We start from the raw sequence: 24,093 nt of genomic DNA on the forward strand, positions 1-24,093 counted from the left end.
CCGCTGGGGGAGCCTGTGTCGGTGCGAGTGCTCGTCAGGACGTTCAGCGAACTGTGCATCACCGCCGGCACGCTGATCGTGCTCTTCGTGGTGTACGTCCTGTTCTGGACGGGCGTGAAGGCCGACAACGCCATGGACAGCCAGATCGACGCGCTCCAGGACCAGTGGGCGCAGGGCTCGGTGCCCGCGGGTACGGACCGGGAGTCGGGGCGGACGGCCTCTCCGAAGAAGCCCGCCCCCTACGAGGACGGCAAACCCTTCGCCGTCATGTACATCCCGCGGTTTGGTTTCACGTGGAACAAGCCGGTGCTCCAGGGCACCGGGACCGAGACCCTCAAGAAGGGACTCGGTCACTACGGAGAGACCGCGCAGCTCGGACAGCGCGGCAACTTCTCCGTGGCGGGCCACCGCCGCACCTACGGAGACCCGTTCAAGGACTTCCCGAAGCTGCGCCCGAACGACCCCGTGGTGCTGACCGACGGCACCACGTGGTTCACGTACCGCATCGACAAGAAGCCCTACAAGACGCTGCCCGGCGACACCGGCGTCATCGACGCGGTTCCGCGCAAGTCGGGGTTCGACGGTCCGGGCCGTTACCTCACACTTACGACCTGTGAGCCAGAGTGGGGCCACAGTCACCGGTTGATCGTCTGGGCCCACCTCGACGCCACCCAGCCCGTGGAGGCCGGGAAACCAGAGGCACTGCGCCGTTAGTCTGGTGCCGTACGGCTACGGAAGGGACGGCATGTACGGCTGGATCTGGCGGCATCTGCCGGGAAACGCATGGGTTAGGGCGCTGCTTTCGCTGGTGCTCGTCTTCGCTGTGGTCTACGTGCTCTTCCAGTACGTGTTCCCCTGGGCCGAGCCGCTGCTTCCCTTCAACGACGTGACGGTGGACGGCCAGTGAGCGCGGTGAGCCCTGTGAGTCCGACGAGCCCGGTCGGCCCCGATGGACGCCCCAGCCGCATCCTCGTCGTCGACAACTACGACAGCTTCGTCTTCAACCTCGTCCAGTACCTCTACCAACTGGGTGCGGAGTGCGAGGTCGTGCGCAACGACGAGGTCGAGCTGCGTCACGCGCAGGACGGCTTCGACGGCGTCCTGCTCTCGCCGGGCCCCGGCACGCCCGAGCAGGCGGGCGTCTGCGTGGACATGGTGCGGCACTGCGCCGGCACCGGGGTGCCCGTGTTCGGCGTCTGCCTCGGCATGCAGTCGATGGCGGTGGCGTACGGCGGAGTGGTGGACCGCGCTCCTGAGCTGCTGCACGGCAAGACGTCCCCCGTGGTGCACGGGGGCAAGGGTGTTTTCTCCGGTCTTCCGTCGCCGTTCATCGCGACGCGCTATCACTCGCTCGCCGCTGAGCCGGCCACGGTTCCGGCCGAGCTGGAAGTGACCGCGCGTACGGAGGACGGCATCATCATGGGCCTGCGCCACCGGGAACTGCCGGTCGAGGGCGTGCAGTTCCACCCCGAGTCGGTGCTCACCGAGCACGGCCACCGCATGCTCGCCAACTGGCTGGTGGAGTGCGGGGACGCGGGGGCGGTCGGACGGTCGAGCGGTCTTGCCCCGGTGGTGGGCAGGGTCTCGGCGTGACCGCCTTGCGCCCCGAGCCCGATTCCTCCGGCCTTCCGTACGACGACCAGTACGCGTCGTACGGGGAGCCGGGGGCGTCCGAGGAGCTCGGGGCGTTCGAGGCGGCCGTGGATCACCTCGCCGACCCGCTGACCGATCCGTTGCCGGGCCAGCATCCTTCGCCGTGGTTCCGCAGCGGGCCTGCCGAGCCAGAGCCTGAGCCACAGCCCCGGCCGGCTCCGGAGCAGCCGCAAGAGCAGGAGTGGTACGACCCCGCGGGTTACGCCCGTGACTGGTACGGGGCGCGGGAACCGACGTACGAGGAGTTGTACGGCGCGTACGCCCCTCAGCAGCCGGCACCGGCGTACGAGCCGATACCGGAGGCCGCGCAGCCCCAGTCGCGCCCCCGGGAGCAGTCCCGGGCCCCGGTCCAGCCCCATCCCCCGGCCCGGGCCCAGTCGCAGCCGCCTGTCGACGACGAGACGGTCGGGCTGCGGACGGCGGACACGCGCCGAATAACCGCCCCGCACACTGACGCGAACCCCGAGCAGGAGCGCCCCCCGGAGGGCGGACGGGCCGCCCGCCGCAGAGCCGCCAAGAAGGGCGCCTCACGCGCCGCCACAAGCCCTGCGGCAGCGTCGCCCGCCCCTCTCTCCCGGGTCGAGGCCCGCCGCGCCGAGCGCGCCCGCAGGCCCTCCACGGGCGCCGTGCTCAGCCGGGGCATCGGTGAACTGTTCATCACCGTGGGCGTCCTGATGCTGCTCTTCGTGACCTACCAGCTGTGGTGGACGAACATCCGGGCCCAACAGCAGGCCGACGGCGCCGCCAGCGACCTCCAGGAGGAGTGGGCGAAGGGCAAGGGCAAGCCGGGTGCCTTCGAGCCCGGCCAGGGCTTCGCGCTCCTGCACATCCCCCGCCTCGACGTGGTCGTGCCGATCGCCGAGGGCATCGACAAGTCGAAGGTCCTGGACCGCGGCATGGTCGGCCACTACAACGAAGGCCGCACCAAGACGGCCATGCCGGACGCCAAGAAGGGCAATTTCGCGGTGGCCGGGCATCGCAACACCCATGGCGAGCCGTTCCGGTACATCAACCGGCTCGAACCGGGCGATCCCATCATCGTGGAGACGCAGGACAAGTACTTCGTCTACAAGATGGCGAGCATCCTGCCGCAGACCCAGCCCAGCAACATCTCGGTGATCGGTCCCGTCCCTCCGGGTTCGGGCTTCACCAAAGAGGGCCGGTACATCACACTGACCACCTGCACCCCGGAATTCACGAGTAAGTATCGAATGATCGTCTGGGGCAAGATGGTCGAGGAACGACCGCGCGGCAAGGGCAAACCGAGCGCGCTCGTCAACTAGAACGGTGAGAACGGGGCGGAACCAGTGGCAGCCACGACCGACAACGACGAGGAGCAGACCGAGGAGCGGTCCGAGGAGCAGGCCGAGAAGCCCGCGCCCTCCCGCACACCACGGCCACGGGGACGCGGACCCATCGCCACGGCGGTCAGCGTCTTCGGCGAACTCCTCATCACCGCGGGCCTGGTGCTCGGCCTCTTCGTCGTCTACTCCCTGTGGTGGACCAACGTCGTGGCGGACCGCGAGGCGAACAAGCAGGGCGACAGGGTGCGCGACCGCTGGGCGGGCGGCCCGGGGGAACTGAACACCAAGGACGGCATCGGCTTCCTCCACGTCCCCGCGATGGGCGGCGGCGAGATCCTGGTGACGAAGGGCACCGGCGCCAAGGAGCTCAACCACGGTGTCGCGGGCTACTACCAGGACCCGATCAAGTCGGCGCTCCCGCAGGACAAGGAAGGCAACTTCACGCTGGCCGCGCACCGCGACGGGCACGGCGCGAAGTTCCACAAGATCGACAAGATCAAGAAGGGCGACGCGATCGTCTTCGAGTCGCGGGACAAGTGGTACGTCTACAAGGTGTACTCGACGCTCCCCGAGACCTCGAAGTACAACGTGAACGTCCTGGACCCGGTCCCGAAGGAATCGGGCGCCAAGAAGCCGGGCCGCTACATCACCCTGACGACGTGCACGCCGGTCTACACCTCCAACTACCGCTACGTGGTCTGGGGCGAGCTGGAACGGATCGAGAAGGTCGACAACAAGCGCACGCCGCCGGCGGAGCTTGACTGACCCTCGGCGCCACACAGCCACCGCGGCACACAGTCTCCGCGCCACACACCCTTCGCACCACACACGGGAAGAGCCCCGGACACCGCCTGCTCGGCGCTGTCCGGGGCTCTTCTTGTGTGTCGCAGTAAGTACTGCGGCGGAGCCGACCGGGCGTCAGTCCTCGTCGCTGCGGGAGAAGCCCATGCCGCCTTCGATGAAGCCGCCTCCGTCGCCCCCGCCGTTGTTGTTGCCGTTGTTCCCGCCTGCCGTGGTCAGGTTGACCGCGCTGCCGGGCTCGGCCTCTGTGTTGGCGGTGGGCTGCGAGAGGACCACGAGGGCGTCGTCCTCCTGGGGGCCCGTGATGTTGCCGACCGTCAGGCCCGCGTCCTCGATGGCCTTACGGGCGTCCTTGAGCTTCTGGCCGGCGAGGTTGGGCACGGTGGCCTTCTCGGCCGCCTTGGCGACCTTCAGCGTGACCGTGGAGTTGGGGTCGGCCTCGGTCTGCGGGGCGAGGCTCTGCGAGAAGACCTTGCCTGCCTCGACGTCGGCGTTCTCCTCTTCCTCGCACGTACCGACGAGGTCGTTGCTCTGCAGCTGGGCCTTGGCCTCTTCACAGGTCTTGCCGGTGACGTCGGGGACCACGGACTTGGCGGCCTCCTTGGCCACCTCAAGGGTGATCTTGCTGCCCTTCTCCACCTCGGTACCGAAGACCGGGTCGGAGTCGAGGACCTCGTCAGGCGTACCGGAGGACTCCACAGGCTTGATGTCGACGTCGAACTGGTACTTGTCGCCCTCGAGCTTGTCCGTAGCGGTTTCGACGTCCAGGCCGACGACCTTCGGCACCGCGACCTTCCGCGCCCCCGTGGACACCGTCACACTGATCGTGTCGCCCTTTTGGACCGTGGCGTTCGCGCCCGGGTCCTGGGCGCAGATCTCGCCCTCCGGGTACTTGTCGCACGGCTTGCGCTCGGAGGCGTCGAGGACGAGGTCCACGTTCTTGGCGGACTTCTTGGCGTCGGCGAGCTTCTCACCGACGAAGTTCGGGGCCTTGATCGAGTCGTCGCCGCCGCCCCCGGTGAACGCCCACTTCCCGATCAGGATCGCGCCCACCAGGACAAGGAGACCCGCGAGGACCAGCAGGATCGTGGAGGTGTTGCTCTTCTTCTGGCGGCGGCGCGAGTGGTCGTCGTAGCCGTCGTCCGGGCCGACCGGCGGCATCATCGATGTCTGTGCGCCGCCGTTCTGCGGGCGCAGCATCGCCGTCTGCTGGTCCTCCGGGTGGCCGCCGTAGCCGACCGCGCCCATGGCAGCGGTGGCCTGGACGGGCTGGCCGTCGAGGCAGGCCTCGATGTCGGCGCGCATCTCGTCGGCCGACTGGTAGCGGTAGTCCGGGTCTTTGGTGAGGGCCTTCAGGACGATGGCGTCCATCTCCGGCGTGATCTCGCCGTCGAAGACGCTGGGGGCCTGCGGCTCTTCCCGTACGTGCTGGTAGGCGACCGCCACCGGGGAGTCCCCGACGAAGGGCGGACGGACGGTGAGGAGCTCGTAGAGCAGGCAGCCCGTGGAGTAGAGGTCGGAGCGCGCGTCGACCTGCTCGCCCTTGGCCTGCTCCGGGGAGAGGTACTGCGCGGTGCCGATGACCGCCGCGGTCTGCGTCATCGTCATCCCGGAGTCGCCCATGGCGCGGGCGATGCCGAAGTCCATGACCTTGACCTGGCCGTTGCGCGTCAGCATGACGTTCGCGGGCTTGATGTCGCGGTGGACGATGCCGTTGCGGTGCGAGTACTCCAGGGCCTGGAGGATGCCGATGGTCATCTCCATGGCGCGCTCGGGCAGCAGCTTGCGCCCGGAGTGCAGCAGCTCACGCAGGGTGGACCCGTCGACGTACTCCATCACGATGTACGGGATGGAGACCCCGTCCACGTAGTCCTCGCCGGTGTCATAGACCGCGACGATCGCAGGATGGTTGAGCGAGGCGGCCGACTGGGCCTCACGGCGGAACCGGGCCTGGAACGACGGGTCGCGCGCGAGGTCGACCCGCAGCGTCTTCACCGCCACGGTGCGTCCGAGCCGGGTGTCGTGCGCGAGGTAGACCTCCGCCATCCCGCCTCGGCCGAGCACCTGGCCCAGCTCGTACCGCCCGCCGAGGCGACGCGGCTCTTCCATAGCTATTCCAGCCCTCTCCGTCAGTCCCGACCGCACCCTTGTGTGGTCCGGCGGTGTGCTGTCCGGGCATACCGTACCCGGCTCGCCTTACGAGACCCGGCCGCCACCGTCACCCGATACAGGACCGGTATCGCAACGTGCACTGATGTGAAGAGGCCGTGACGCGGGTCACTTCTTGCTGTCGAGCACCGCCTGCATCACGTCCTTGGCGATGGGCGCGGCCAGACCGCCACCGGAGATGTCGTCGCGGCCGGCCTTGCTGTCCTCGACGACCACGGCGACGGCCACCGGCGAACCGGAGTCGGTCTTGGCGTAGCTGATGAACCAGGCGTAGGGGTTCTCGCTGTTGTCGACGCCGTGCTGGGCCGTACCGGTCTTGCCGCCGACGGTGACACCGGGGATCTTGGCGTTCGTGCCGGTGCCGTCGTTGATGACGGTCTCCATCATGTCCTGCAGCTTCTGCGCGTTCTCCTCGGAGAGCGGCTGGCTCATCTCCTTGGGCGCGTGCTTCTCGATCACGTCGAGGTTCGGCGCCTGCAGCTCGCTGACCATGTACGGCTCCATCAGCTTGCCGTCGTTGGCGATGGCCGAGGCGACCATGGCCATCTGGAGCGGCGTGGCGGCCGTCTCGAACTGGCCGATGGAGGAGAGCGCGGTCTGCGGCCGGTCCATCTTCTCGGGGAAGACGGAGGCGTTCGAGCGGACCGGCACGAACTGCTCTTCGTTGAAGCCGAACTTCTCGGCCGTCTCGAGCATCTTGTCCTTGCCGAGGTCCGAGCCGATCTTGCCGAAGACGGTGTTGCAGGACACCCGCAGCGCCTCACGCAGCGAGGCGTTCTTGCAGGGGATGTTGCCCTCGTTCGGCAGCGGCGTCTGGGTGTCGGGCATCGTCCACGGCAGCGGGGACTTGGTGGGCGCGTCGATGTCGTCGTACAGACCGTGCTCCAGGGCCGCCGCGGCGGTGACCGCCTTGAAGGTGGAGCCGGGCGGGTACGTCTCGCGCAGGGCGCGGTTGAGCATCGGCTTGTCTTTGTTCTTGTCCAGCTTCTGGAAGGCCTTGCCGTCGGCACCGGCGAAGGTGGACGGGTCGTACGACGGCGCGGAGGCCAGCGCCAGGATCGCGCCCGTGGACGGGTCGATCGCGGCGACCGCACCCTTGCCGCGGCCCCTGAGGCCGTCGTACGCGGCCTTCTGCGCCGCGGTGTTGAGGGTCGTGACGACGTTGCCGCCCTCCTTCTTCTCGCCGGTCAGCATGTCCAGGCTGCGGCGGAAGAAGAGACGGTCGTCGTTACCGGTCAGGATGCCGTCCTCGATGGACTCCAGCTGGGTCGCGCCGACGCTCTGCGACGCGAAGCCGGTGACCGGTGACCACATGGAGCCGTTCGTGTACGTCCGCTGGTACTTGAGGTCGTTGCCGTCGCCCGACTCCTTGGAGCCGGTGATCGGCTTGCCGTCCACGACGATGTCGCCGCGCGGAGTGGCGTAACGCTCGATGGTGACGCGGCGGTTCTTCTCGTCCTTGGCCAGGGTGTCGGCCTGGACGTACTGGAGCCAGTTGTCCCGGACGATCAGGGCGAGGATGAGGAACCCGCAGAAGACCGCGATCCGGCGCAGGGGCTTGTTCACGGACGGACCACCTGGGTCATTTCGGCGTCAGGGTTCGGGGCTGGGGTCGGCGCCGGTCGGCGCGCGGTATCGCTGATGCGGATCAGGATTCCGATCAGCGCCCAGTTGGCGATCACTGAGGAACCGCCGTACGCGAGGAAGGGCATGGTCATACCCGTCAGCGGGATCAGACTCATGACGCCGCCGGCGACCACGAAGACCTGGATGGCGAAGGCGCCGGACAGGCCGATCGCGAGGAGCTTGCCGAACGGGTCGCGCGCGGCGAGGGCGGTGCGCACACCGCGCTCCACGATCAGGCCGTAGATCAGCAGGATCGCCATGATTCCGGCGAGGCCGAGCTCCTCGCCGAACGTGGCGAGGATGAAGTCGGAGTTGGCGGCGAACTTGATGAGGTCGGAGTTGCCCTGGCCGAGACCGGTGCCGAGCGTGCCGCCGGAGCCGAAGGCCCACAGGGCCTGCATCGCCTGCTCGGAGTGGCCGACCACGCCCTGCTGGCTCAGCGTGTACTCGCGCATGGGGTCGAGCCACGCGTCGACGCGCTGCTTGACGTGCGGCTCGAAGGAGGCGACGCCGACCGCGCCGACCGCGGACATCAGCAGACCGAACACGATCCAGCTGGTGCGCTCCGTGGCGACGTACAGCATGACGACGAACATGCCGAAGAACAGCAGCGAGGTACCGAGGTCGGTCTCGAAGACCAGGATCAGGATCGAGATGATCCAGACGACGACGATGGGGCCGAGGTCACGGCCGCGCGGCAGGTACAGGCCCATGAAGCGGCGGCTGGCCAGGGCCAGGGCGTCGCGCTTCACCATGAGGTAGCCCGCGAAGAAGATCGCGATGACGATCTTCGCGAACTCACCGGGCTGGATGGAGAAACCGCCGACGCGGATCCAGATCTTGGCGCCGAAGACGTTCATGCCGAGGCCGGGGACCAGGGGCAGCAGCAGCAGGATGATGGCGCCGACCATCGAGATGTACGTATAGCGCTGCAGGACGCGGTGGTCCTTGAGCAGGAGCAGCACGCCGACGAACAGGGCGATGCCGATCGCGGAGTACATGAGCTGGTTCGGCGCCGCCGCGCTGAAGTTGGGCAGCTGCTGCAGCCGCTCCGACTGGTCGAGGCGCCAGATGACGACCAGACCGAGGCCGTTGAGCAGCGTCGCCAGGGGCAGCAGCAGAGGATCGGCGTACGGCGCGAACTTGCGCACCACGAAGTGCGAGACACCGGCCAGGAGACCGAGCCCCGCCCCGTACCCGAGCATGCCTGTGGGCAGTTCGCCGTCGATCGCGAGGCCTACGTTGATGTAGGCGAACAGCGGGATGACGACAGCGAACGCGAGGAGCGCGAGCTCGGTGTTGCGCCTGCTCGGCGCCCCGATCGCGCCGATGGTCGACGTATGTGTAGTGCTACTGCTCATGGCGTGCAAAGGCCCCCAACGGCTGCTTACTGCTTACCGCACAGTGGGACCAGCTTCTCCTCGTCCTCGGAGAGGCTGGGGCCGGGTGTGGGAGTCGGTGCGGTCTTGGACTTGTTCTTGTCGGCCGAGTCGTTCTTGTCGTTCTTGTCCGCCGGATCGGTCGGCTTGGCCGGGTCCGTCGGATCGTCGGTGGGAGCCTTGGCGGCCAGACCGGTGGTGCCGCCCGCCTCGCCCTCGCCGGGCTTGGCGTTCTCGCGCTCGGCCTCGCGGCGCTCGGCCGCCTTCTCGCAGGCCGAGGCCTGCAGGCTGAGCTCTTCGATCTTGCTCTTGGCGTCGTCGAGATTGCCCTCGGCGATGGTCGCCTCGACCTGCTTGCGCTGGTACGGCGGCAGGTACTTGAGTTCGATCTTGGGGTAGTCCTCCTCGACCTTCGACAGGCTGACCCACGCCAGGTCCTGGTCGATGCCGCGGTAAAGGGCGACGTTCTCTTCGTTCGTGCCCACGAAGTACTGGGTCTGGGTCCAGCGGTAACCGCCGTACAGGCCGCCGCCGATGACCGCCAGGGCGAGCGCTGTGTAGAGCGATCTCTTGAGCCACTTGCGGCCGCCGCCGGGCTTCACGAAGTCCTCGTCGCTGTACGCGCCGAAGTTCGACTCGGGGACGTACCCCGTCGTGTCACCGCTGCCGGGCGGCCCGAAGCCGCCTCCGGAGGGCTGCGGCGGCACCGGACGGCCGAGGCCCGACGCGCGGCCCGCGGGGGTCTGCATGGCGCCGTCGTCCTGCGCCTGGAGCTGGTTCTCGGCGACCGCGCCGACGACCACGGGGGTGTCGGAGAGCTGTCCCGCGAGGGTGTCGCCGCTGTCGATGTCCAGGACATCGGCGACGATCACCGTGATGTTGTCGGGGCCACCGCCGCGCAGCGCGAGCTGGATGAGCTCCTGCACGGTCTCCTGGGGGCCCTGGTAGCTCGCGAGGGTGTCTTCCATCGTCTGGTGCGAGACGACGCCGGAGAGACCGTCCGAGCAGATCAAGTAGCGGTCGCCGGAGCGGACTTCCCGGATGGAGAGGTCCGGTTCGACGTGCTCACCACTGCCCAGCGCGCGCATCAACAGGGAGCGCTGCGGGTGGGTGGTGGCCTCTTCCTCGGTGATCCGGCCCTCGTCGACCAGACGCTGCACCCAGGTGTGGTCCTGCGTGATCTGGGTGAGGACGCCGTCCCGCAGGAGGTAGGCGCGCGAGTCGCCCACGTGTACGAGACCGAGGCGCTGACCCGTCCACAGCAGGGCGGTCAGGGTGGTCCCCATGCCCTCGAGCTGGGGGTCCTCCTCGACCATCAGGCGCAGCTGGTCGTTGGCGCGCTGCACGGCGGTGCCGAGCGACGTGAGGATGTCCGATCCCGGCACGTCGTCGTCGAGGGTGACGAGCGTCGAGATCACCTCGGAGCTCGCCACCTCACCCGCGGCCTGGCCCCCCATGCCGTCGGCGATCGCGAGGAGACGCGGACCGGCATAGCCGGAGTCCTCGTTCCCCTCCCGGATCATGCCTTTGTGCGATCCGGCGGCGAAGCGCAAAGACAGACTCATGCGCACCTCGCCCGTCGGCTCCGGGTACATCCGCACGGTGCCCACCCTCCGGTCGGGAGCGCGCTGGCGTCCAGTGTGTGGACCGCGTCGGTTCGCTCGCTCCGCTCGCGCTCAATCATGATGTAGCACTACTTCCGCAGCTCGATGACGGTCTTGCCGATGCGGATCGGCGCGCCCAGCGGAACGGGCGTCGGGGTGGTGAGTCGGGTCCGGTCGAGATACGTGCCGTTGGTGGACCCGAGATCCTCGACGATCCACTGGCCGTCACGGTCCGGGTAGATCCTGGCATGCCTGCTTGACGCGTAGTCGTCGTCGAGCACGATGGTCGAATCGTGTGCCCTGCCCAGCGAGATGGTCTGGCCCTGCAGGGCGACCGTCGTGCCCGCGAGGATTCCTTCGGAAACGACCAGCTTGCTGGGGGCGCCACGGCGCTGCCGCCCGCCGCCCTGCTGCTGGCGCTGGGGAGGTGGTGCGGCCGCCTGCTGTTGCTGGCGTGCGGCCTGCTGCGGTCGCGCGTTCTCACGGCGCGAACCGCGCTGCGTGACGCGCGTACCGAACAGGTCGCTGCGGATGACCTGGACGGCCACGATCACGAACAGCCACAGAACGGCTAGGAAACCCAGCCGCATGACCGTCAGGGTCAGCTCTGACATTGCCCCCGCTTCACCCTTCGGCTTGCCGGTAAACGATGGTGGTTTGGCCCACGACGATCCGCGAGCCGTCGCGGAGCGTAGCGCGGGTGGTGTGCTGCCCGTCTACCACGATGCCGTTGGTAGACCCGAGATCCTGGATCGTCGAGGGCGTTCCGGTCCGGATCTCACAGTGCCGGCGCGATACGCCGGGGTCGTCGATCCGCACATCGGCGTCGGTGCTGCGTCCCAGCACCAGCGTCGGGCGGGAGATCTGATGGCGATTGCCGTTGATCTCGATCCAACGCCGCACCTGCGCGCCCGGAAGAGGACCTGCGCCGGGCCCCGCGCCGGGCCCCTGGGGGCGGCTCGGTGCCGGTGAGGCCCCGCCGGGACGGCCGCCGGGGGGCGGCGCGGCGGGCATGGGGGGAGGCGCATTGGAGGGCTGAGGGGATTGCGGGTAGCCATAGCCGCCGCCTGCGCCGCCCGCGGGGGGTCTGGCGGGGCCCTGACCGGCGCCGCCGGGGCCCTGGGGGCCGGCGGGGGCGCGCTCGGGGCTCTGCGAGGTGCTGGACGCGAGCGTGCGGCTGCGCACTCGGTACAGACCGGTGTCCAGATCCTCGGCCTTCTCCAGGTGCACCTTGATGGGCCCCATGAAGCTGTACCGCTGCTGCTTGGCGTACTCGCGGACCATTCCGGAGAGCTCGTCGCCGAGCTGTCCGGAGTAGGGGCTCAGGCGCTCGAAGTCGGGCGCGCTGAGCTCCACGATGAAGTCATTGGGAACGACGGTCCGCTCGCGGTTCCAGATCGTCGCGTTGTTGTCGCACTCGCGCTGCAGGGCGCCGGCGATCTCGACGGGCTGGACCTCGGACTTGAACACCTTGGCGAAGGTGCCGTTGACGAGACCTTCGAGTCGCTGCTCGAACTTCTTCATGACTCCCATGGGGCACCTCCTCCGTCGTAGTCATCCTGGTACTGCTTACTGATCGTATCCACGCGCCGGGAAATCGGCTGGTTCCCCCTGTCCGCCCAGTCGATGAGTGTCGCCTCTCACAAGGCATGCCCGCACCAGGGTTCGGGGATCCTTCCGGGCTCCTCTCAGGCTCCTCTACCAGGGATCGTAGAGGGGGCCTCAAACCAGTGTCCCGCACCGGACTGCGGAGCTTCGCCGTGTACGGCGGAAGTCGGTCGGTCCGGTCCTCTCCATCCGGATCACCTGGGCAGGTGCCCCCGGATACGGATGTGAATCCACCCGCCGCAGCGTGCTAATCTTCTGGATGTCGGAAGGCGCCGCACCAAACAGTGTTCGCACCAAGTGTTCTGTACACGGTGTTCGCACGAAGTGGTGAGAAGCCTGAGGACAACACCCATGCGCGGGTGGCGGAATAGGCAGACGCGCTGGATTCAGGTTCCAGTGCCCGAAAGGGCGTGGGGGTTCAACTCCCCCCTCGCGCACCATGTGGAGCGGGTCTCCACCAGGATGAAAGTCCTGGTGGGGGCCTGCTTTTCGTTGTGCTGGTGGGCTGGTGTGCCGGGAGTGTTCGGGCGCGGGGTTTGGGCGGGGTGGCTTGTGCGGGCGGCTTGTGTGTGGAGGGGTGCTTCGGCGCGGTGATGTATGTCACGGGCGGCGGGGCGGTGCGCCGGGTTGTCCACAGATCGCGGGTTGTCCACAGGCTCTGACGCCTTTCGGCGCCCGGCGGTACCTTCATGCCAGATGAGGCTTTCGGGGGACCGCCTTCGAGGGCCTGGACGGTGGGGGTGTTCATAGGTCATGGCGGGGATCAACGGTGCGCGGTTGCCGTACGTGAAGGGGTTCGCGGAGTGGGCCTCGCAGGGGCCGACGGGGACAGCGGGGGCGGTGAGGACTGCGGGGTCGGTCGGGCAGGCCGGGTCAGCGGGGTCGGCGGGGTCTGTGGGGGCGGCGGATTCGGGAGCCGGCGGGGCTGCCGTATCGCCGAAGCGGGAGGGCAAGGCGCTGCGCTCGCGCGTCAGCCGCGCCTCGCACGAGCGGTTCGCCGAGGACGACGGCCGCCCCGGCCCGGTCGAGGCCGTGCAGGAGACCAACCGCAGCAGGCTGCCCGAGCTGGCTCCGATCCGCGTGGGCAGGATGGCCGCCTCCCCCTTCGCCTTCCTGCGCGGAGCCGCCGGCCTCATGGCGTACGACCTCGCGCGCACCCCCGTCACGGGGATAGGCGCCCAGATATGCGGTGACGCGCACGCGGCGAACTTCGGCCTGTACGGGGACGCGCGGGGCGGACTCGTCATGGATCTGAACGACTTCGACGAGACGGTGCACGGGCCCTGGGAGTGGGACGTCAAGCGGCTCGCGGCCTCCCTCGTGCTCGCGGGGCGGGAGGCGGGAGCGAGCGAGGACGTCTGCAGGGAAGCGGCGTTCGACGCGGTGGGGGCCTACCGCCGCACGATGCGGCTGCTCGCGAAGCTGCCCGCGCTCGACGCCTGGAACGCCATCGCGGACGAGGAGTTGGTCTCGCACACGGACGCGCGGGATCTGCTCGGCACCCTGGAGAGCGTCTCCGAGAAGGCCCGGCACAACACGAGCGCCCGGTTCGCCGCCAAGTCGACCGAGCGCGTCGAGGACGAGGACGGCGGCGCGGTGCGGCGGCGCTTCGTCGACGCGCCGCCGGTGCTGCGGCGGATACCGGACGAGGAGGCTGCCGGGGTCGCCGGCGCGCTCGAGGAGTACGTGGGCACGCTGTCCGAGGACCGGCTGCCGCTGATCGCGCGGTACGCGATCCAGGACGTGGCGTTTCGCGTCGTGGGCACGGGCAGCGTGGGTCTGCGGTCCTATGTCGTACTGCTGCTCGACCACCGGGGCGAGCCGCTGGTGCTCCAGGTCAAGGAGGCGCGACCCTCCGTACTGCTCCCGCATCTGCCCGGGGTGGGCTTCGAGGTGCCGGACGTCGCGCATGAGGGACACCGCGTCGTCCTCGGTCAGAAGCGGATGCAGGTAGTCAGCGACTTCCTCCTTGGGTGGACGACGGTGGCCGGACGGGCTTTCCAGGTACGGCAGTTCAGGAACCGCAAGGGCAGCGTGGACCCGGCCGCCCTTGCCGCCGACCAGATCGACGACTACGGCCGGATGACCGGCGCTCTGCTGGCCCGCGCGCACGCGCACAGCGCCGATCCGCGGCTGATCGCGGGGTACGTCGGGAAGAACGACGAGCTGGACACGGCGATAGCGGCGTTCGCGGTGACGTACGCGGACCGGACGGAGGCGGACCACGAGGAACTGGTGCGCGCGGTCAAGGAGGGGCGGGTGGGGGCGGAGGTGGGGGTGTAGGGGGGAGGGAGGGGGAGCTGGAGCTGTGGGGGCTGTGGGGGCTGTGGGGGCTGTGGGAGCTGTGGGGGCCGTGGGTGTGGTCGCGGTGGGGATGGCTTGGGGTTGGGGCTCTCTGCCGGCGGTGGGGGTGGTTTGAGGTTGGGGCTTGGCCGGCGTCGGGAAATGGCAGGAGGACGGAGCTCTGCTGGCGGGCGGCGATGGCATGAGGTCGGGGCCGTGTCGCGGTGGCCTACGCTGGACGGGTGACGACCCCGGAAGCCGAGCCGACGCAGCCCCAGACGCCTGATCCTGATCCCGTGACCGCTGGTCGCGAAGCTACTGACGGGGCGGCGGGGCAGAGCGGTGCCGCGCGGCCCGAGGACCGGCTCGAGAAGGCGGTCCGGGCGGCCGAGCAGGCGCTGATCGAGTACGAGATCGCCGTCGAGACGTTCCGGGTCGAGGTGGAGAACTTCTCCCGGCTCCATCACCAGAAGCTCGGCCCGATGTACGCGCGCCTCGACGAACTGGACGCGGAGATCGCCGAGGCCCTCGCGGCCCGCAGCGGCGACCCGGAGGACCGGCGCAAGGCGGACGAGGCGCGGGCGCGGGTCATGCCGATGCCGGGTGTCGAGGAGCTGTTCCACGGCTGGATGAACGGCGACGGGCTCTATCCGGAGGCGGCCGCGATGCTGACGGATCAGTCCGTACGGCCGCCGCAGCGGGTGCGGCCCAGCGACGAAGCCCGCAAGCTCTACCGCGAGCTCGTCCGCAAGTCGCACCCCGACCTGGCCCAGGACGACAAGGAGCGCAGCCGCAGGGACGAATTCATCACGCGGGTGAACGCCGCCTACGCCCGTGGTGACGAGGCCGTGCTCCGGGAGCTGTCCGAGGAGTGGGCCGCCGGGCCCGTGACCGAGCAGCAGTGGCCGAGCAAGAGCGAAGAGCTCTACGCCCGCCTGGAGTGGCTCTCCCAGCGCAAGGAGCTCCTGACCGTGGTCGCCCGGGAGCTGGAGGAAGGGGCGATCGGCGCGATGCTGCGGATGGCGCCGGACGATCCGGACCAGCTCCTGGACGAGATCGCCGAGCAGCTGCTCGCGCAGGTCACCGAGCGCGAGGCCGAGCTCGCGCGGCTGACCTCGTAGTTGATCTCTCGGGCCGTCGGGTAGCGTCGGGGCATGGCTTTCGGATCCCAGGTGCCCACGGTCGGTGTCGACGACCTCGCAAGCGGCGACTTTCTCCTCGACGTCCGTGAGGACGAGGAATGGCAGGCGGGCCACGCCGCAGGTGCGTTGCACATCCCGATGAGCGAGTTCGTCGCGCGTTTCGGTGAGCTGACCGAAGCCGCCCCGCAGGACGGCAAGGTCAATGTCATCTGCCGGGTCGGCGGGCGTTCGGCGCAGGTCACCATGTATCTCGTACAGCAGGGGATCGACGCGGTGAACGTCGACGGCGGCATGCAGAGCTGGGAGGCGGCGGGCCGTCCCGTCGTCGACGACAAGGGCCAGCCGGGCACTGTGGTCTAGTCCCGTTAGTCCCGTCGGAGTCGTCAGGGTTGTCAGGGCTTGGGGCTGATCGTTCTTGGCGGTGCCTCGGCCTCTGCGGTCTCCCCAGCCTCTGTGGTCTCCTCAGCCGAGTGGGTGGGCGGCGAGCAGGTCGCCGAGGGTCGCTTCGTGGGCCGCTGCCGGGCCGAGGGACAGCTCGAGATGCTTGGCCCACGCGTGATAGCGGTGCAGGGGATAGTCGGTGTCGGAGCCGAAGCCGCCGTGCAGGTGCTGGGCGGTCTGCACGACCCTGCGTACGCCGTCCGACGCCCAGATCTTGGCGACGGCCACATCTCCCGTGGCGGGCAGCGCGCCGCTCGCACCGGTACTGATGCGCCAGGCGGCCTGCCAGAGGGTGACCTCCATCGCGCGCAGGTCGATGTAGCGGTCGGCCGCCTGCACCGCCACGGCCTGGAAAGTGGCGACCGGGAAGCCGAACTGCTCACGTTTTCCGGTGTATTCGCTGGTCATGCTCAGTACCGCCTCGCCGAGGCCGAGCGCGAGGGCGCAGGTCCCGGTGGTGAGCAGATCGCGCAGCCACTCCCAAGCGCCGTCGGCGTCGATGACGTCGGAGCCGCCGATCCGTACGGAACTCAGGCTGAGCTCGCCGAGTCGCTCACCGCTCGTGGACACCTGATCGGCGATGCCAAGGCCCTCGTACACGCGGGGGACCAGGGCGAGGATGGACCGACCCGCGGACGTGTGGGCGGGTACGACGATGTGGTCGGCGTTCTGCGCCCAGGGGACTGCGGTCTGCGTGCCGTCGAGCAGCCAGCCGTCGCCGTCCTGCCGTGCGGTGACGGCTAGTTCGGCGGGGTCGTGTCCGCTGCGTCCGTTCGCCGCGACGGTCAGGACGAGCTCTCCGCGGGCGGCCTTCGGCAGGATCCGCTGCTGCAATTCCGGGCTGCCGTACGTCTGCACGGCATACGCGGCCGCGCTGCTCTCCAGGAGCGGGACGCGGGCGAGCTTCCTCGCCGACTCGCGCAGGACCAGGCAGAGCGCGATGGCGTCCAGGTCCGCGCCGCCGTACTCGGGGTCGAGAAGCAGGCTCAGCAGGTCGGCTCCGGCCAGCTTGGCCCACAGCGCGCGGTCGAAGTCCTCGGCGACGGCGCCCGGTACGAGGGCGGGGCTCGGCACTGCGTCGGGGGCGACGGAGGCGAAGAGCGCCTTCGCCGCCTCGACGGCCGCCTGCTGTTCCTCGGTGAAGGTGAAGTCCACTGCTCGTCCTCCCGTGCACCCGGCCCGACGTGTTGTCCCTGTCCCTGTCCGCCGCAGTTTCTGACGGGCCGTCAAGATAGAACAGGTTCTACGGGAAGGGAACAGTGACTGGGCGGTGAACAGCGGCGGGCGGAGAACAGCGGCGGGGTGGGCGGGCCGGCCCTCGTCTCAGCGGTCGAAGTCCAGCTCCACTGTGGCCGTGGCCGGATGGGACTGGCACGCGAGCACGTACCCCGCCTCCGTCTCCTCCGGCTCCAGCGCGAAGTTGCGGTTCATCCGCACCTCGCCGGAGACCCGGAAAGCCCGGCAGGTCCCGCACACACCGCCCTTGCAGGCGTACGGCGCGTCCGCGCGGTTGCGCAGCACGGTGTCGAGGAGGGACTCCCCGTCCCGCACCGGCCAGGTGCCGGAGCGGCCGTCGAGCGTGGCCGTCACGGTGCTGTTCGCGGGGGCGGGCGACGCGGTGACGGGTGTCGGCGACGCGAGGCCGTCGTCTATGTGGAAGATCTCCTCGTGGACCCGCTCGCGGGGTACGCCCAGGCGCCGCAGAGCCTTCTCCGCGCCCTGCACCAGACCGAAGGGGCCGCACAGGAACCAGCCCGCCACCTCGTCGACGGGCAGCAGCGCCGGCAGCAGCCGGCCGAGCCGCTCCTCGTCGAGCCGTCCGGAGTCGAGCCCCGACTGCTGTTCCTCACGGGAGAGCACCGTGACCAGCTGGAACCGCTCGGGCCAGCGGTCCTTGAGGTCGGCGACCTCCTCCAGGAACATCGTCGACGCTGCGGTGCGGTCGCTCCGGACGAGGCAGAACGTGGCGCTCGGGTCGCGCTCCAGGAGCGTCGTCACTATGGAGAGCACCGGCGTGATCCCACTGCCTCCGACCACCGCCGCATAGCGTCCGGGTGCCGGTTCGAGCGTGAAGCGCCCGGCCGGGGTCATCACCTCGAGCTCGTCACCGACGGCGACCTCCTTCAGGGCGTACGTCGAGAAGGCACCCCCCTCGACGAAGCGCACGCCGACCCGCAGCGTCGCCGGCTCCGAAGGGCGCTCGGGGTGGGGCGCGGGCGCGCAGATCGAGTACGTACGCCGGATCTCGGTGCCGTCGACGAAGCGGCGCACGGCGAGGTGCTGCCCCGGTGCGTACCGGAACTCCTCGCGCAGGGCCGGCGGCACCTCGAAGGTCAGCGTCACGGAGTCGTCGGTGAGCTGCTCGACGGCCGCTACCCGCAGCTGGTGGAAGCGGGCCATCACAACTCCTTGAAGTGGTCGAACGGTTCACGGCAGGAGACGCACCGGCGCAGGGCCTTGCAGGCCGTCGAGGAGAAGCGGCTGAGCAGTTCGGTGTCGGTCGAGCCGCAGTGCGGGCAGCGGACCGAGAGGGTCAGCGGTATCGGTCCGCCGGTGCCGGGGCCGTCGACGCTGTGCGGGCGCGGAGGTGCGATGCCGAACTCCGCCAGCTTGCGCCGGCCCTCGGCGCTGATGTCGTCCGTCGACCAGGCGGGGGAGAGCACGGTGCGCACGGAGACCTCCGCCATGCCACGCTCGCGCAGCACCTGCTCGATGTCGGCGGTCATGGTCTCTATGGCCGGACAGCCGGTGTAGGTGGGGGTCAGCTCGACGTCGACCTTGCCGATGCCGCGGACCCGGAGCCCGCGCAGGACCCCGAGCTCGGCGAGCGTGATGACCGGCAGCTCCGGGTCGGGCACGGAACCGGCGAGGGCAAGGAGCTCCTCCTCGAGCGCGGTGGTCACCATGACGCCCCCGGATGGCTGCGGTGCAGATGCTGCATCTCCGCGAGCATCCGCCCGAAGGACTCGGTGTGCAGGCCCTGGCGGCCCGCGCCCGCGGCCCAGGCCCCTTCCTGCGGGCCGGTGGGCACGGTCAGGGTCGCCTTCTCGATGACGGCGGACACCGAGGCCGTCCAGCTCTCGCGCAGCGCCGGCCAGACGACGCCCCCGGTGCCGTCCGCGCCGTCGAGGCCCCCCACCGGCTGGAACATCTCTCCGGTGAATCGCCAGAGCGCGTCGAGCCCGCGCTGCATGCGCTCGTGGCTCTCCGCGGTCCCGTCACCGAGCCGCAGCGTCCACTGCTCCGCGTGATCCTGGTGGTAGGCGACTTCCTTGACCGCCTTCGCCGCCAGCGGGGCGAACGTGCCGTCGCCGCTCGCCAGCTGCCCGTACAACAGGTTCTGGTAGGTGGAGAAGTAGAGCTGGCGGGCGATGGTGCGGGCGAAGTCGCCGTTCGGCTGCTCGACCAGCTGGAGGTTGCGGAAGGCGCGCTCCTCGCGGAGGTAGGCCAGCTCGTCCTCGTCCCCGGCCAGGGAGAGCAGGACGCGTGCCTGGCCGAGCAGGTCGAGGGCGATGTTCGCGAGGGCGACCTCTTCCTCGAGGACGGGCGCGTGGCCCGCCCACTCCCCCAGCCGGTGCGAGAGCACCAGTGCGTCATCGCCCAGGGCGAGGGCGGTGGCTGTGGCTGTCGGGGCCGTCGGGGTCAGTGGCGTGCTCACAGGTGCTTCACCCCCTCCGGGATGTCGTAGAACGTCGGGTGGCGGTAGGGCTTGTCGCCCGCCGGTTCGAAGAAGGAGTCCTTCTCGTCCGGCGAGGAGGCGGTGATCTGCGCGGACGGCACGACCCAGATCGAGACGCCCTCGCTCCGGCGGGTGTACAGATCGCGGGCGTTGCGCAGGGCCATCTCCGCGTCCGGGGCGTGCAGGCTGCCTGCGTGGGTGTGGGAGAGCCCGCGGCGGGAGCGCACGAACACCTCCCACAGCGGCCACTCGGTCGAGCTGCTCATGCCTTCGCCTCCCCGTGCTTGGCGGCGAACGCCGCCGCTGCCTCGCGCACCCACGCGCCTTCCTCGTGCGCGTTCCTGCGCTGGGTGATCCGCTGTTCGTTGCAGGGGCCGTTGCCCTTGAGGACCGCCCAGAACTCCGTCCAGTCGATCGCGCCGAAGTCGTGATGTCCCCGCTCTTCGTTCCACACGAGGTCCGGGTCGGGGAGCGTCAGGCCGAGGGACTCGGCCTGGGGGACGCAGATGTCCACGAAGCGCTGGCGCAGCTCGTCGTTCGAGTGGCGCTTGATCTTCCAGGTCATCGACTGTTCCGAGTGCGACGACTCGTCGTCTGGCGGGCCGAACATCATCAGGGACGGCCACCACCAGCGGTCCACCGCGTCCTGTGCCATCGCGTGCTGCGCTTCGGTGCCCCGGCTGAGGGCGAGCAGCGATTCGTACCCCTGGCGCTGGTGGAACGACTCCTCCTTGCAGACGCGGACCATCGCGCGGGCGTAGGGCCCGTACGAACAGCGGCAGAGGGGGACCTGGTTCGTGATCGCGGCGCCGTCCACCAGCCAGCCGATCGCGCCGACGTCGGCCCAGGTCAGCGTCGGGTAATTGAAGATCGACGAGTACTTCTGGCGGCCCGAGTGCAGCTTGTCGAGCAGCTCGTCACGGCTGGCGCCCAGGGTCTCGGCGGCGCTGTACAGATACAGGCCGTGGCCGGCCTCGTCCTGCACCTTGGCCATCAGGATCGCCTTGCGCCGCAGGGACGGGGCGCGCGTGATCCAGTTGGCCTCCGGCTGCATGCCGATGATCTCGGAGTGGGCGTGCTGCGCTATCTGCCTGACCAGTGAGGCGCGATAGGCGTCGGGCATCCAGTCGCGCGGCTCGATGCGCTCGTCGGCCGCGACCGCGGCGTCGAAGGCCGCCGTGTGCGCTGCTGTACGTGCGGCGTCGGCCGCTGCCTGGTCCGCCTCGGACCGGGCCGTCTGATGCTCGGCTGCTGTCGCCATCGCGGTCCCCCTCGACCTTTAGCTAGCTACCGACCGATCGTTCGGTTCGTCGAGTTCAATGGTGCGGCTCGGCGCCATAGGGTGTCAACCCTGTGGATAACTTCACGGACGCTGTGCCTGGCGCGCAGGCATGAGTACCGTTCCGGTGCGAAGCGGGCGGCAGAGGCTCCTGTGACGGGTCGGCCGACGGGCGCATCACCGTGCGGGAACGGGAATCGGGGCGGAATGGACGCGAACGACAACAACGCCAACGAGTCGCCGCCCCCATCCTCCGGCGCCGCGTCCCCGACGCCCTCGGGCGTCGTGCCCCCTCCCTCACCGATTGGGGCCGTGTCCGCGCCCTCCGACGCCATCCCCGGAGCTGTTCCCGGCACCCCGCCGGCCACCACCGGCGTCCCGGCCGCGCCCGCGTCCCCGCCCCGCGGCGGCATCGCCGCCCTCTCCCCGCGCTGTCAGGTGGCGGGCGTGCTCGCGCTGGTGCTCATCGCCGTCACGGCCTGTGTCCACGTCGGGATGCTCTTCCTCCACGTCGCCCCCTCGAACACCGTGACCAAGCAGCACGGACAGGCCATCGACGACTGGGTCTATCCCGAGTTCGAGCAGAACTGGAAGCTCTTCGCGCCCAATCCGATGCAGCAGAACATCGCGGTGCAGGCCCGCGCCCAGATCCGTACCGCCGGCGGTACCAACCGGACCACCGGCTGGTACGACCTCTCCGCGCTCGACGGCGCCGCCATCGACGGCAATCTGCTGCCCAGCCACACGCAGCAGAACGAACTGCGCAGGGCCTGGGACTTCTACGTCGGCGCGCACGACTCGCAGAATCGTCCCCGCGGCCTGCGCGGACAGCTCTCGGAGAACTACATCCGGCGCATCGTGGTGATGCGCGTCGAGCGCGAGGAAGCAGTGGGCCCCGGAGCGACCATCGAACGCGTCCAGGTCCGCTCCAGGACCACGAACGTGCCGCCCCCGGAGTGGAGCGACGAGAAAGTCAGCAGCAAACCGGTGTTCCGCCAGCTGCCGTGGTGGTCCGTGACGCCCGAGGACATGCCCCCGGGCAAGGCTTCGAAGCCCGAGGGGGATGCTCGATGAACCGCTTCGGCTCCCTGCTCGGGCGCGGCATCGAACGGGTCTCCGCGTCCGCCCTCGGCCCCTACCAGACCGCGGTGGTCCGTATCGGATTCGCCGCCACCTGGCTGCTCTTCCTGCTGCGCGAACTCCCCCACCGCCACGAGCTGTACGGGCCCGACAGCCCGTGGAGCTGGGACATGGCCCGGCAGCTCATCGCCGAGAACGACGCCTTCACGGCCCTGATGTGGTCCGACGGACGCATCTGGTTCGAGGTCGTCTACGCGCTCGCCGTCCTGAGCAGCGCCCTGCTGATGCTCGGCTGGCGCACGCGCACGATGTCCGTGCTCTTCATGATCGGCGTGCTCTCGCTGCAGAACCGCTCCATCTTCATGGGGGACGGCGGCGACAACGTCATCCACCTGATGGCCACCTATCTGGTGTTCACGCGGTGCGGCCAGGTCTGGTCGCTCGACGCCCGGCGTGCGGCACGCGCGCGTAGAGCACCGGCGCGGCAGGAAAAGGCGCTGGAGCCGGTCGACAAGGCGCTGGAGCCGGTCGACAAGGTCGGGCCCGTGCTGTGGTGGGTCCTCGGGCTCGGCCTCGCCGTGGTGACGTTCATGGGGGAGCTCAGCGGAGGCTGGTTGCTGGTCTTCTGGGGGCTGTGGCTGACGCACGGCCTGTGGTGGGCGGTCGGACGGCGCGCGCCCGACGGCGAGGCACGCAAGCTGCTCGACGTGACCGTGAAGCTCGCGCACAACGCGGCGCTGCTGGTGATCATGGTCGAGGCGTGTCTGATCTACGCGACGGCAGGCTGGTACAAGATCCAGGGCAGCCGCTGGCAGGACGGCACGGCCATCTACTACCCGCTGCGTCTGGACTACTTCTCTCCCTGGCCCGCGCTCTCCGACCTGCTCGCCTCGCACGGCCTCATGGTGATGCTGGTGACGTACGGGACGGTCGCCGTGCAGGTCGCCTTTCCCTTCACCCTCTTCAACAGGCGGGTCAAGAACGTCCTGCTTGCCGCCATGATCTTCGAGCACGCGGTCATCGCCGTCATACTCGGCCTGCCGTTCTTCTCGCTCGCGATGATCGCGGCCGACGCGGTGTTCCTGCCGACGTCGTTCCTGCGGCGCCTCGGTGGATGGGCGGCACGCGCGCGTGGAGCGCTGTTCGCGCGGTTCACGCGCGGCCGGACGGGACCGGGGCAGCGCGCACAGGAGGCGGAACCGGCCAGGGAATCCACCGAGCACGCGCGCGTAGGCTTCCCTTCATGAACGGGACGTACGCGGGATGAACGGGACGCACCAGCGGGATTCGGACGATGCCGTGCGTGCCTGGCGAGGGCTCGCCGATTCCTCCGTGCTGCTCGACGGTTTCCACGCCATCAAGCACGCGCTGCGTTTCGGAGCGCGGATCCCCTCGGCGCTGACCAGCGACAAGACCGCCGTCCTCGCCCTCGCCGACGACCTCGCGCCGGACGTGAAGGACGGCCTCGACGAGCTCCTCGTGCAGGTCGCCGACGGCACCCTGCGCGACCTCGTGCCGCGTCTGCACCCCACGGGGGTGGCCGCTCTCGCGGTACGCCCTTCTCGTACGGCCAACCTCGATGCGCTGGCCCGCATGCCAAGGACCGCACCGGTCGTCGTTCTCGACGACCCCCGCAATCTGGGCAACGCGGGGGCCGTGATCCGGCTCGCCGCGGGGTTCGGGGCGACGGGGGTCGTCACGACCGGCACGCTCGACCCGTGGCACCCCACGGTCGTACGCGGTGGCGCCGGCCTGCATTTCGCCACCGCGGTCGAGCGGATGGACGTCTCCGAACTGCCGCCCGGGCCGGTGTTCGCCCTCGACGCGGAGGGCGATGACATCCGGGGCCTCAAGCTGCCGGACGACGCCGTCCTGGCCTTCGGCTCCGAGCGCAGCGGCCTGTCCGCGCCGCTGCGCGAGCGCGCCGACCACCTGGTATCGCTGCCGATGCGGCCCCAGGTCTCCAGCTACAACCTGGCCACCAGCGTCGGGATGACGCTCTTCCACTGGTCCGCGGGCAGGCCTCCGGGCGCGGAGGCCTGAAC

At 69.6% G+C, this 24,093-nt stretch carries 23 protein-coding genes and 1 tRNA gene; 12 read left to right on the plus strand and 12 right to left on the minus strand.

Annotated features, from left to right (window positions below):
* Window positions 1-21 precede the first annotated feature (21 nt).
* The 5 genes from IE226_RS22020 to IE226_RS22040 are packed head-to-tail and all read left to right on the plus strand — an operon-like array spanning window position 22 to window position 3,722.
* Entirely contained in the window at window positions 22-714 is a 693-nt protein-coding gene (locus IE226_RS22020; RefSeq protein ID WP_190083024.1) for a class E sortase, read from the plus strand.
* Window positions 715-745: 31 nt separating this feature from the next.
* On the plus strand, window positions 746-907 hold the full coding sequence (locus IE226_RS22025) for a hypothetical protein (protein WP_190083025.1): 162 nt from the start codon (window positions 746-748) through the stop codon (window positions 905-907).
* 14 nt (window positions 908-921) lie between these two features.
* Window positions 922-1,593, plus strand: a complete 672-nt coding sequence (locus IE226_RS22030; RefSeq protein WP_190083026.1) for an aminodeoxychorismate/anthranilate synthase component II — start codon at window positions 922-924, stop codon at window positions 1,591-1,593.
* Window positions 1,590-2,936: a class E sortase gene (locus IE226_RS22035; RefSeq protein ID WP_190083027.1), complete on the plus strand. Its 1,347-nt coding sequence runs from the start codon at window positions 1,590-1,592 to the stop codon at window positions 2,934-2,936. Before IE226_RS22030 ends, IE226_RS22035 begins: the two co-directional genes overlap by 4 nt.
* A gap of 24 nt (window positions 2,937-2,960) precedes the next feature.
* Window positions 2,961-3,722 carry a class E sortase gene (locus IE226_RS22040; RefSeq protein WP_190083028.1) on the plus strand — a complete coding sequence of 254 codons (762 nt, stop codon included), beginning with the start codon at window positions 2,961-2,963 and terminating at the stop codon, window positions 3,720-3,722.
* A gap of 153 nt (window positions 3,723-3,875) precedes the next feature.
* Here the strand turns inward: IE226_RS22040 and pknB are convergent, their stop codons facing one another.
* The 6 genes from pknB to IE226_RS22070 all read right to left on the minus strand — a co-directional run bounded on the left by pknB (window position 3,876) and on the right by IE226_RS22070 (window position 12,069).
* Entirely contained in the window at window positions 3,876-5,867 is a 1,992-nt protein-coding gene (gene pknB, locus IE226_RS22045; protein ID WP_190083029.1) for a Stk1 family PASTA domain-containing Ser/Thr kinase, read from the minus strand.
* Window positions 5,868-6,035: 168 nt separating this feature from the next.
* Window positions 6,036-7,493 (minus strand): peptidoglycan D,D-transpeptidase FtsI family protein, encoded by a 1,458-nt coding sequence (locus tag IE226_RS22050; RefSeq protein ID WP_190083030.1) that lies wholly within the window; start codon window positions 7,491-7,493, stop codon window positions 6,036-6,038.
* Window positions 7,490-8,914, minus strand: a complete 1,425-nt coding sequence (locus tag IE226_RS22055) for an FtsW/RodA/SpoVE family cell cycle protein (RefSeq protein WP_190083031.1) — start codon at window positions 8,912-8,914, stop codon at window positions 7,490-7,492. The genes IE226_RS22050 and IE226_RS22055 overlap by 4 nt, the downstream gene beginning before the upstream one ends.
* Before the next feature lie 26 nt (window positions 8,915-8,940).
* Entirely contained in the window at window positions 8,941-10,497 is a 1,557-nt protein-coding gene (locus IE226_RS22060) for a Stp1/IreP family PP2C-type Ser/Thr phosphatase (RefSeq protein WP_229871406.1), read from the minus strand.
* Window positions 10,498-10,625: 128 nt separating this feature from the next.
* Complete coding sequence (locus IE226_RS22065) at window positions 10,626-11,150, minus strand: FHA domain-containing protein FhaB/FipA (protein ID WP_190083032.1); 525 nt, start codon at window positions 11,148-11,150, stop codon at window positions 10,626-10,628.
* Window positions 11,151-11,160: 10 nt separating this feature from the next.
* Window positions 11,161-12,069: an FHA domain-containing protein gene (locus IE226_RS22070; RefSeq protein ID WP_190083033.1), complete on the minus strand. Its 909-nt coding sequence runs from the start codon at window positions 12,067-12,069 to the stop codon at window positions 11,161-11,163.
* 428 nt (window positions 12,070-12,497) lie between these two features.
* Between IE226_RS22070 and IE226_RS22075 the strand changes: the two genes are divergently transcribed.
* The 4 genes from IE226_RS22075 to IE226_RS22090 all read left to right on the plus strand — a co-directional run bounded on the left by IE226_RS22075 (window position 12,498) and on the right by IE226_RS22090 (window position 15,929).
* Window positions 12,498-12,584, plus strand: a tRNA-Leu gene (locus tag IE226_RS22075).
* Window positions 12,585-12,897: 313 nt separating this feature from the next.
* Complete coding sequence (locus IE226_RS22080) at window positions 12,898-14,427, plus strand: DUF2252 domain-containing protein (RefSeq protein WP_190083034.1); 1,530 nt, start codon at window positions 12,898-12,900, stop codon at window positions 14,425-14,427.
* A gap of 242 nt (window positions 14,428-14,669) precedes the next feature.
* Window positions 14,670-15,548, plus strand: coding sequence for a J domain-containing protein (locus IE226_RS22085; RefSeq protein ID WP_373307007.1), 879 nt, complete (start codon window positions 14,670-14,672; stop codon window positions 15,546-15,548).
* A gap of 33 nt (window positions 15,549-15,581) precedes the next feature.
* Window positions 15,582-15,929, plus strand: coding sequence for a rhodanese-like domain-containing protein (locus IE226_RS22090; RefSeq protein ID WP_190083036.1), 348 nt, complete (start codon window positions 15,582-15,584; stop codon window positions 15,927-15,929).
* A 102-nt stretch (window positions 15,930-16,031) separates the two neighbouring features.
* Here the strand turns inward: IE226_RS22090 and IE226_RS22095 are convergent, their stop codons facing one another.
* From IE226_RS22095 to paaA, 6 genes are all read right to left on the minus strand, one after another.
* Window positions 16,032-17,165, minus strand: a complete 1,134-nt coding sequence (locus tag IE226_RS22095; protein WP_190083037.1) for an acyl-CoA dehydrogenase family protein — start codon at window positions 17,163-17,165, stop codon at window positions 16,032-16,034.
* Window positions 17,166-17,333: 168 nt separating this feature from the next.
* Window positions 17,334-18,410 carry a 2Fe-2S iron-sulfur cluster-binding protein gene (locus tag IE226_RS22100; protein WP_190083038.1) on the minus strand — a complete coding sequence of 359 codons (1,077 nt, stop codon included), beginning with the start codon at window positions 18,408-18,410 and terminating at the stop codon, window positions 17,334-17,336.
* The gene (gene paaD, locus IE226_RS22105) at window positions 18,410-18,916 is read right to left on the minus strand and encodes a 1,2-phenylacetyl-CoA epoxidase subunit PaaD (RefSeq protein ID WP_190083039.1); all 507 of its coding nucleotides are present in this window, start codon (window positions 18,914-18,916) and stop codon (window positions 18,410-18,412) included. Before paaD ends, IE226_RS22100 begins: the two co-directional genes overlap by 1 nt.
* Window positions 18,910-19,668: a 1,2-phenylacetyl-CoA epoxidase subunit PaaC gene (gene paaC, locus IE226_RS22110; protein ID WP_229871411.1), complete on the minus strand. Its 759-nt coding sequence runs from the start codon at window positions 19,666-19,668 to the stop codon at window positions 18,910-18,912. Before paaC ends, paaD begins: the two co-directional genes overlap by 7 nt.
* Window positions 19,665-19,955 (minus strand): 1,2-phenylacetyl-CoA epoxidase subunit PaaB, encoded by a 291-nt coding sequence (gene paaB, locus IE226_RS22115; RefSeq protein ID WP_190083040.1) that lies wholly within the window; start codon window positions 19,953-19,955, stop codon window positions 19,665-19,667. The genes paaC and paaB overlap by 4 nt, the downstream gene beginning before the upstream one ends.
* Entirely contained in the window at window positions 19,952-20,950 is a 999-nt protein-coding gene (paaA, locus tag IE226_RS22120) for a 1,2-phenylacetyl-CoA epoxidase subunit PaaA (protein ID WP_190083041.1), read from the minus strand. Before paaA ends, paaB begins: the two co-directional genes overlap by 4 nt.
* A 330-nt stretch (window positions 20,951-21,280) precedes the next feature.
* On the opposite strand from paaA, the gene IE226_RS22125 reads away from it, so the two are divergent.
* From IE226_RS22125 to IE226_RS22135, 3 genes are read left to right on the plus strand one after another with little or no spacing between them, the layout of a single operon-like run.
* Window positions 21,281-22,042, plus strand: a complete 762-nt coding sequence (locus tag IE226_RS22125) for a DUF5819 family protein (protein WP_373307008.1) — start codon at window positions 21,281-21,283, stop codon at window positions 22,040-22,042.
* Complete coding sequence (locus tag IE226_RS22130) at window positions 22,039-23,295, plus strand: HTTM domain-containing protein (RefSeq protein ID WP_190083042.1); 1,257 nt, start codon at window positions 22,039-22,041, stop codon at window positions 23,293-23,295. Before IE226_RS22125 ends, IE226_RS22130 begins: the two co-directional genes overlap by 4 nt.
* A gap of 16 nt (window positions 23,296-23,311) precedes the next feature.
* A complete protein-coding gene (locus IE226_RS22135) occupies window positions 23,312-24,091 on the plus strand; it encodes a TrmH family RNA methyltransferase (RefSeq protein WP_190083043.1) in 780 nt (259 codons plus the stop codon).
* The last annotated feature ends 2 nt before the right edge of the window (window positions 24,092-24,093 follow it).

It is taken from the genome of Streptomyces longisporoflavus (assembly GCF_014649775.1).
GTDB lineage: Bacteria > Actinomycetota > Actinomycetes > Streptomycetales > Streptomycetaceae > Streptomyces > Streptomyces longisporoflavus.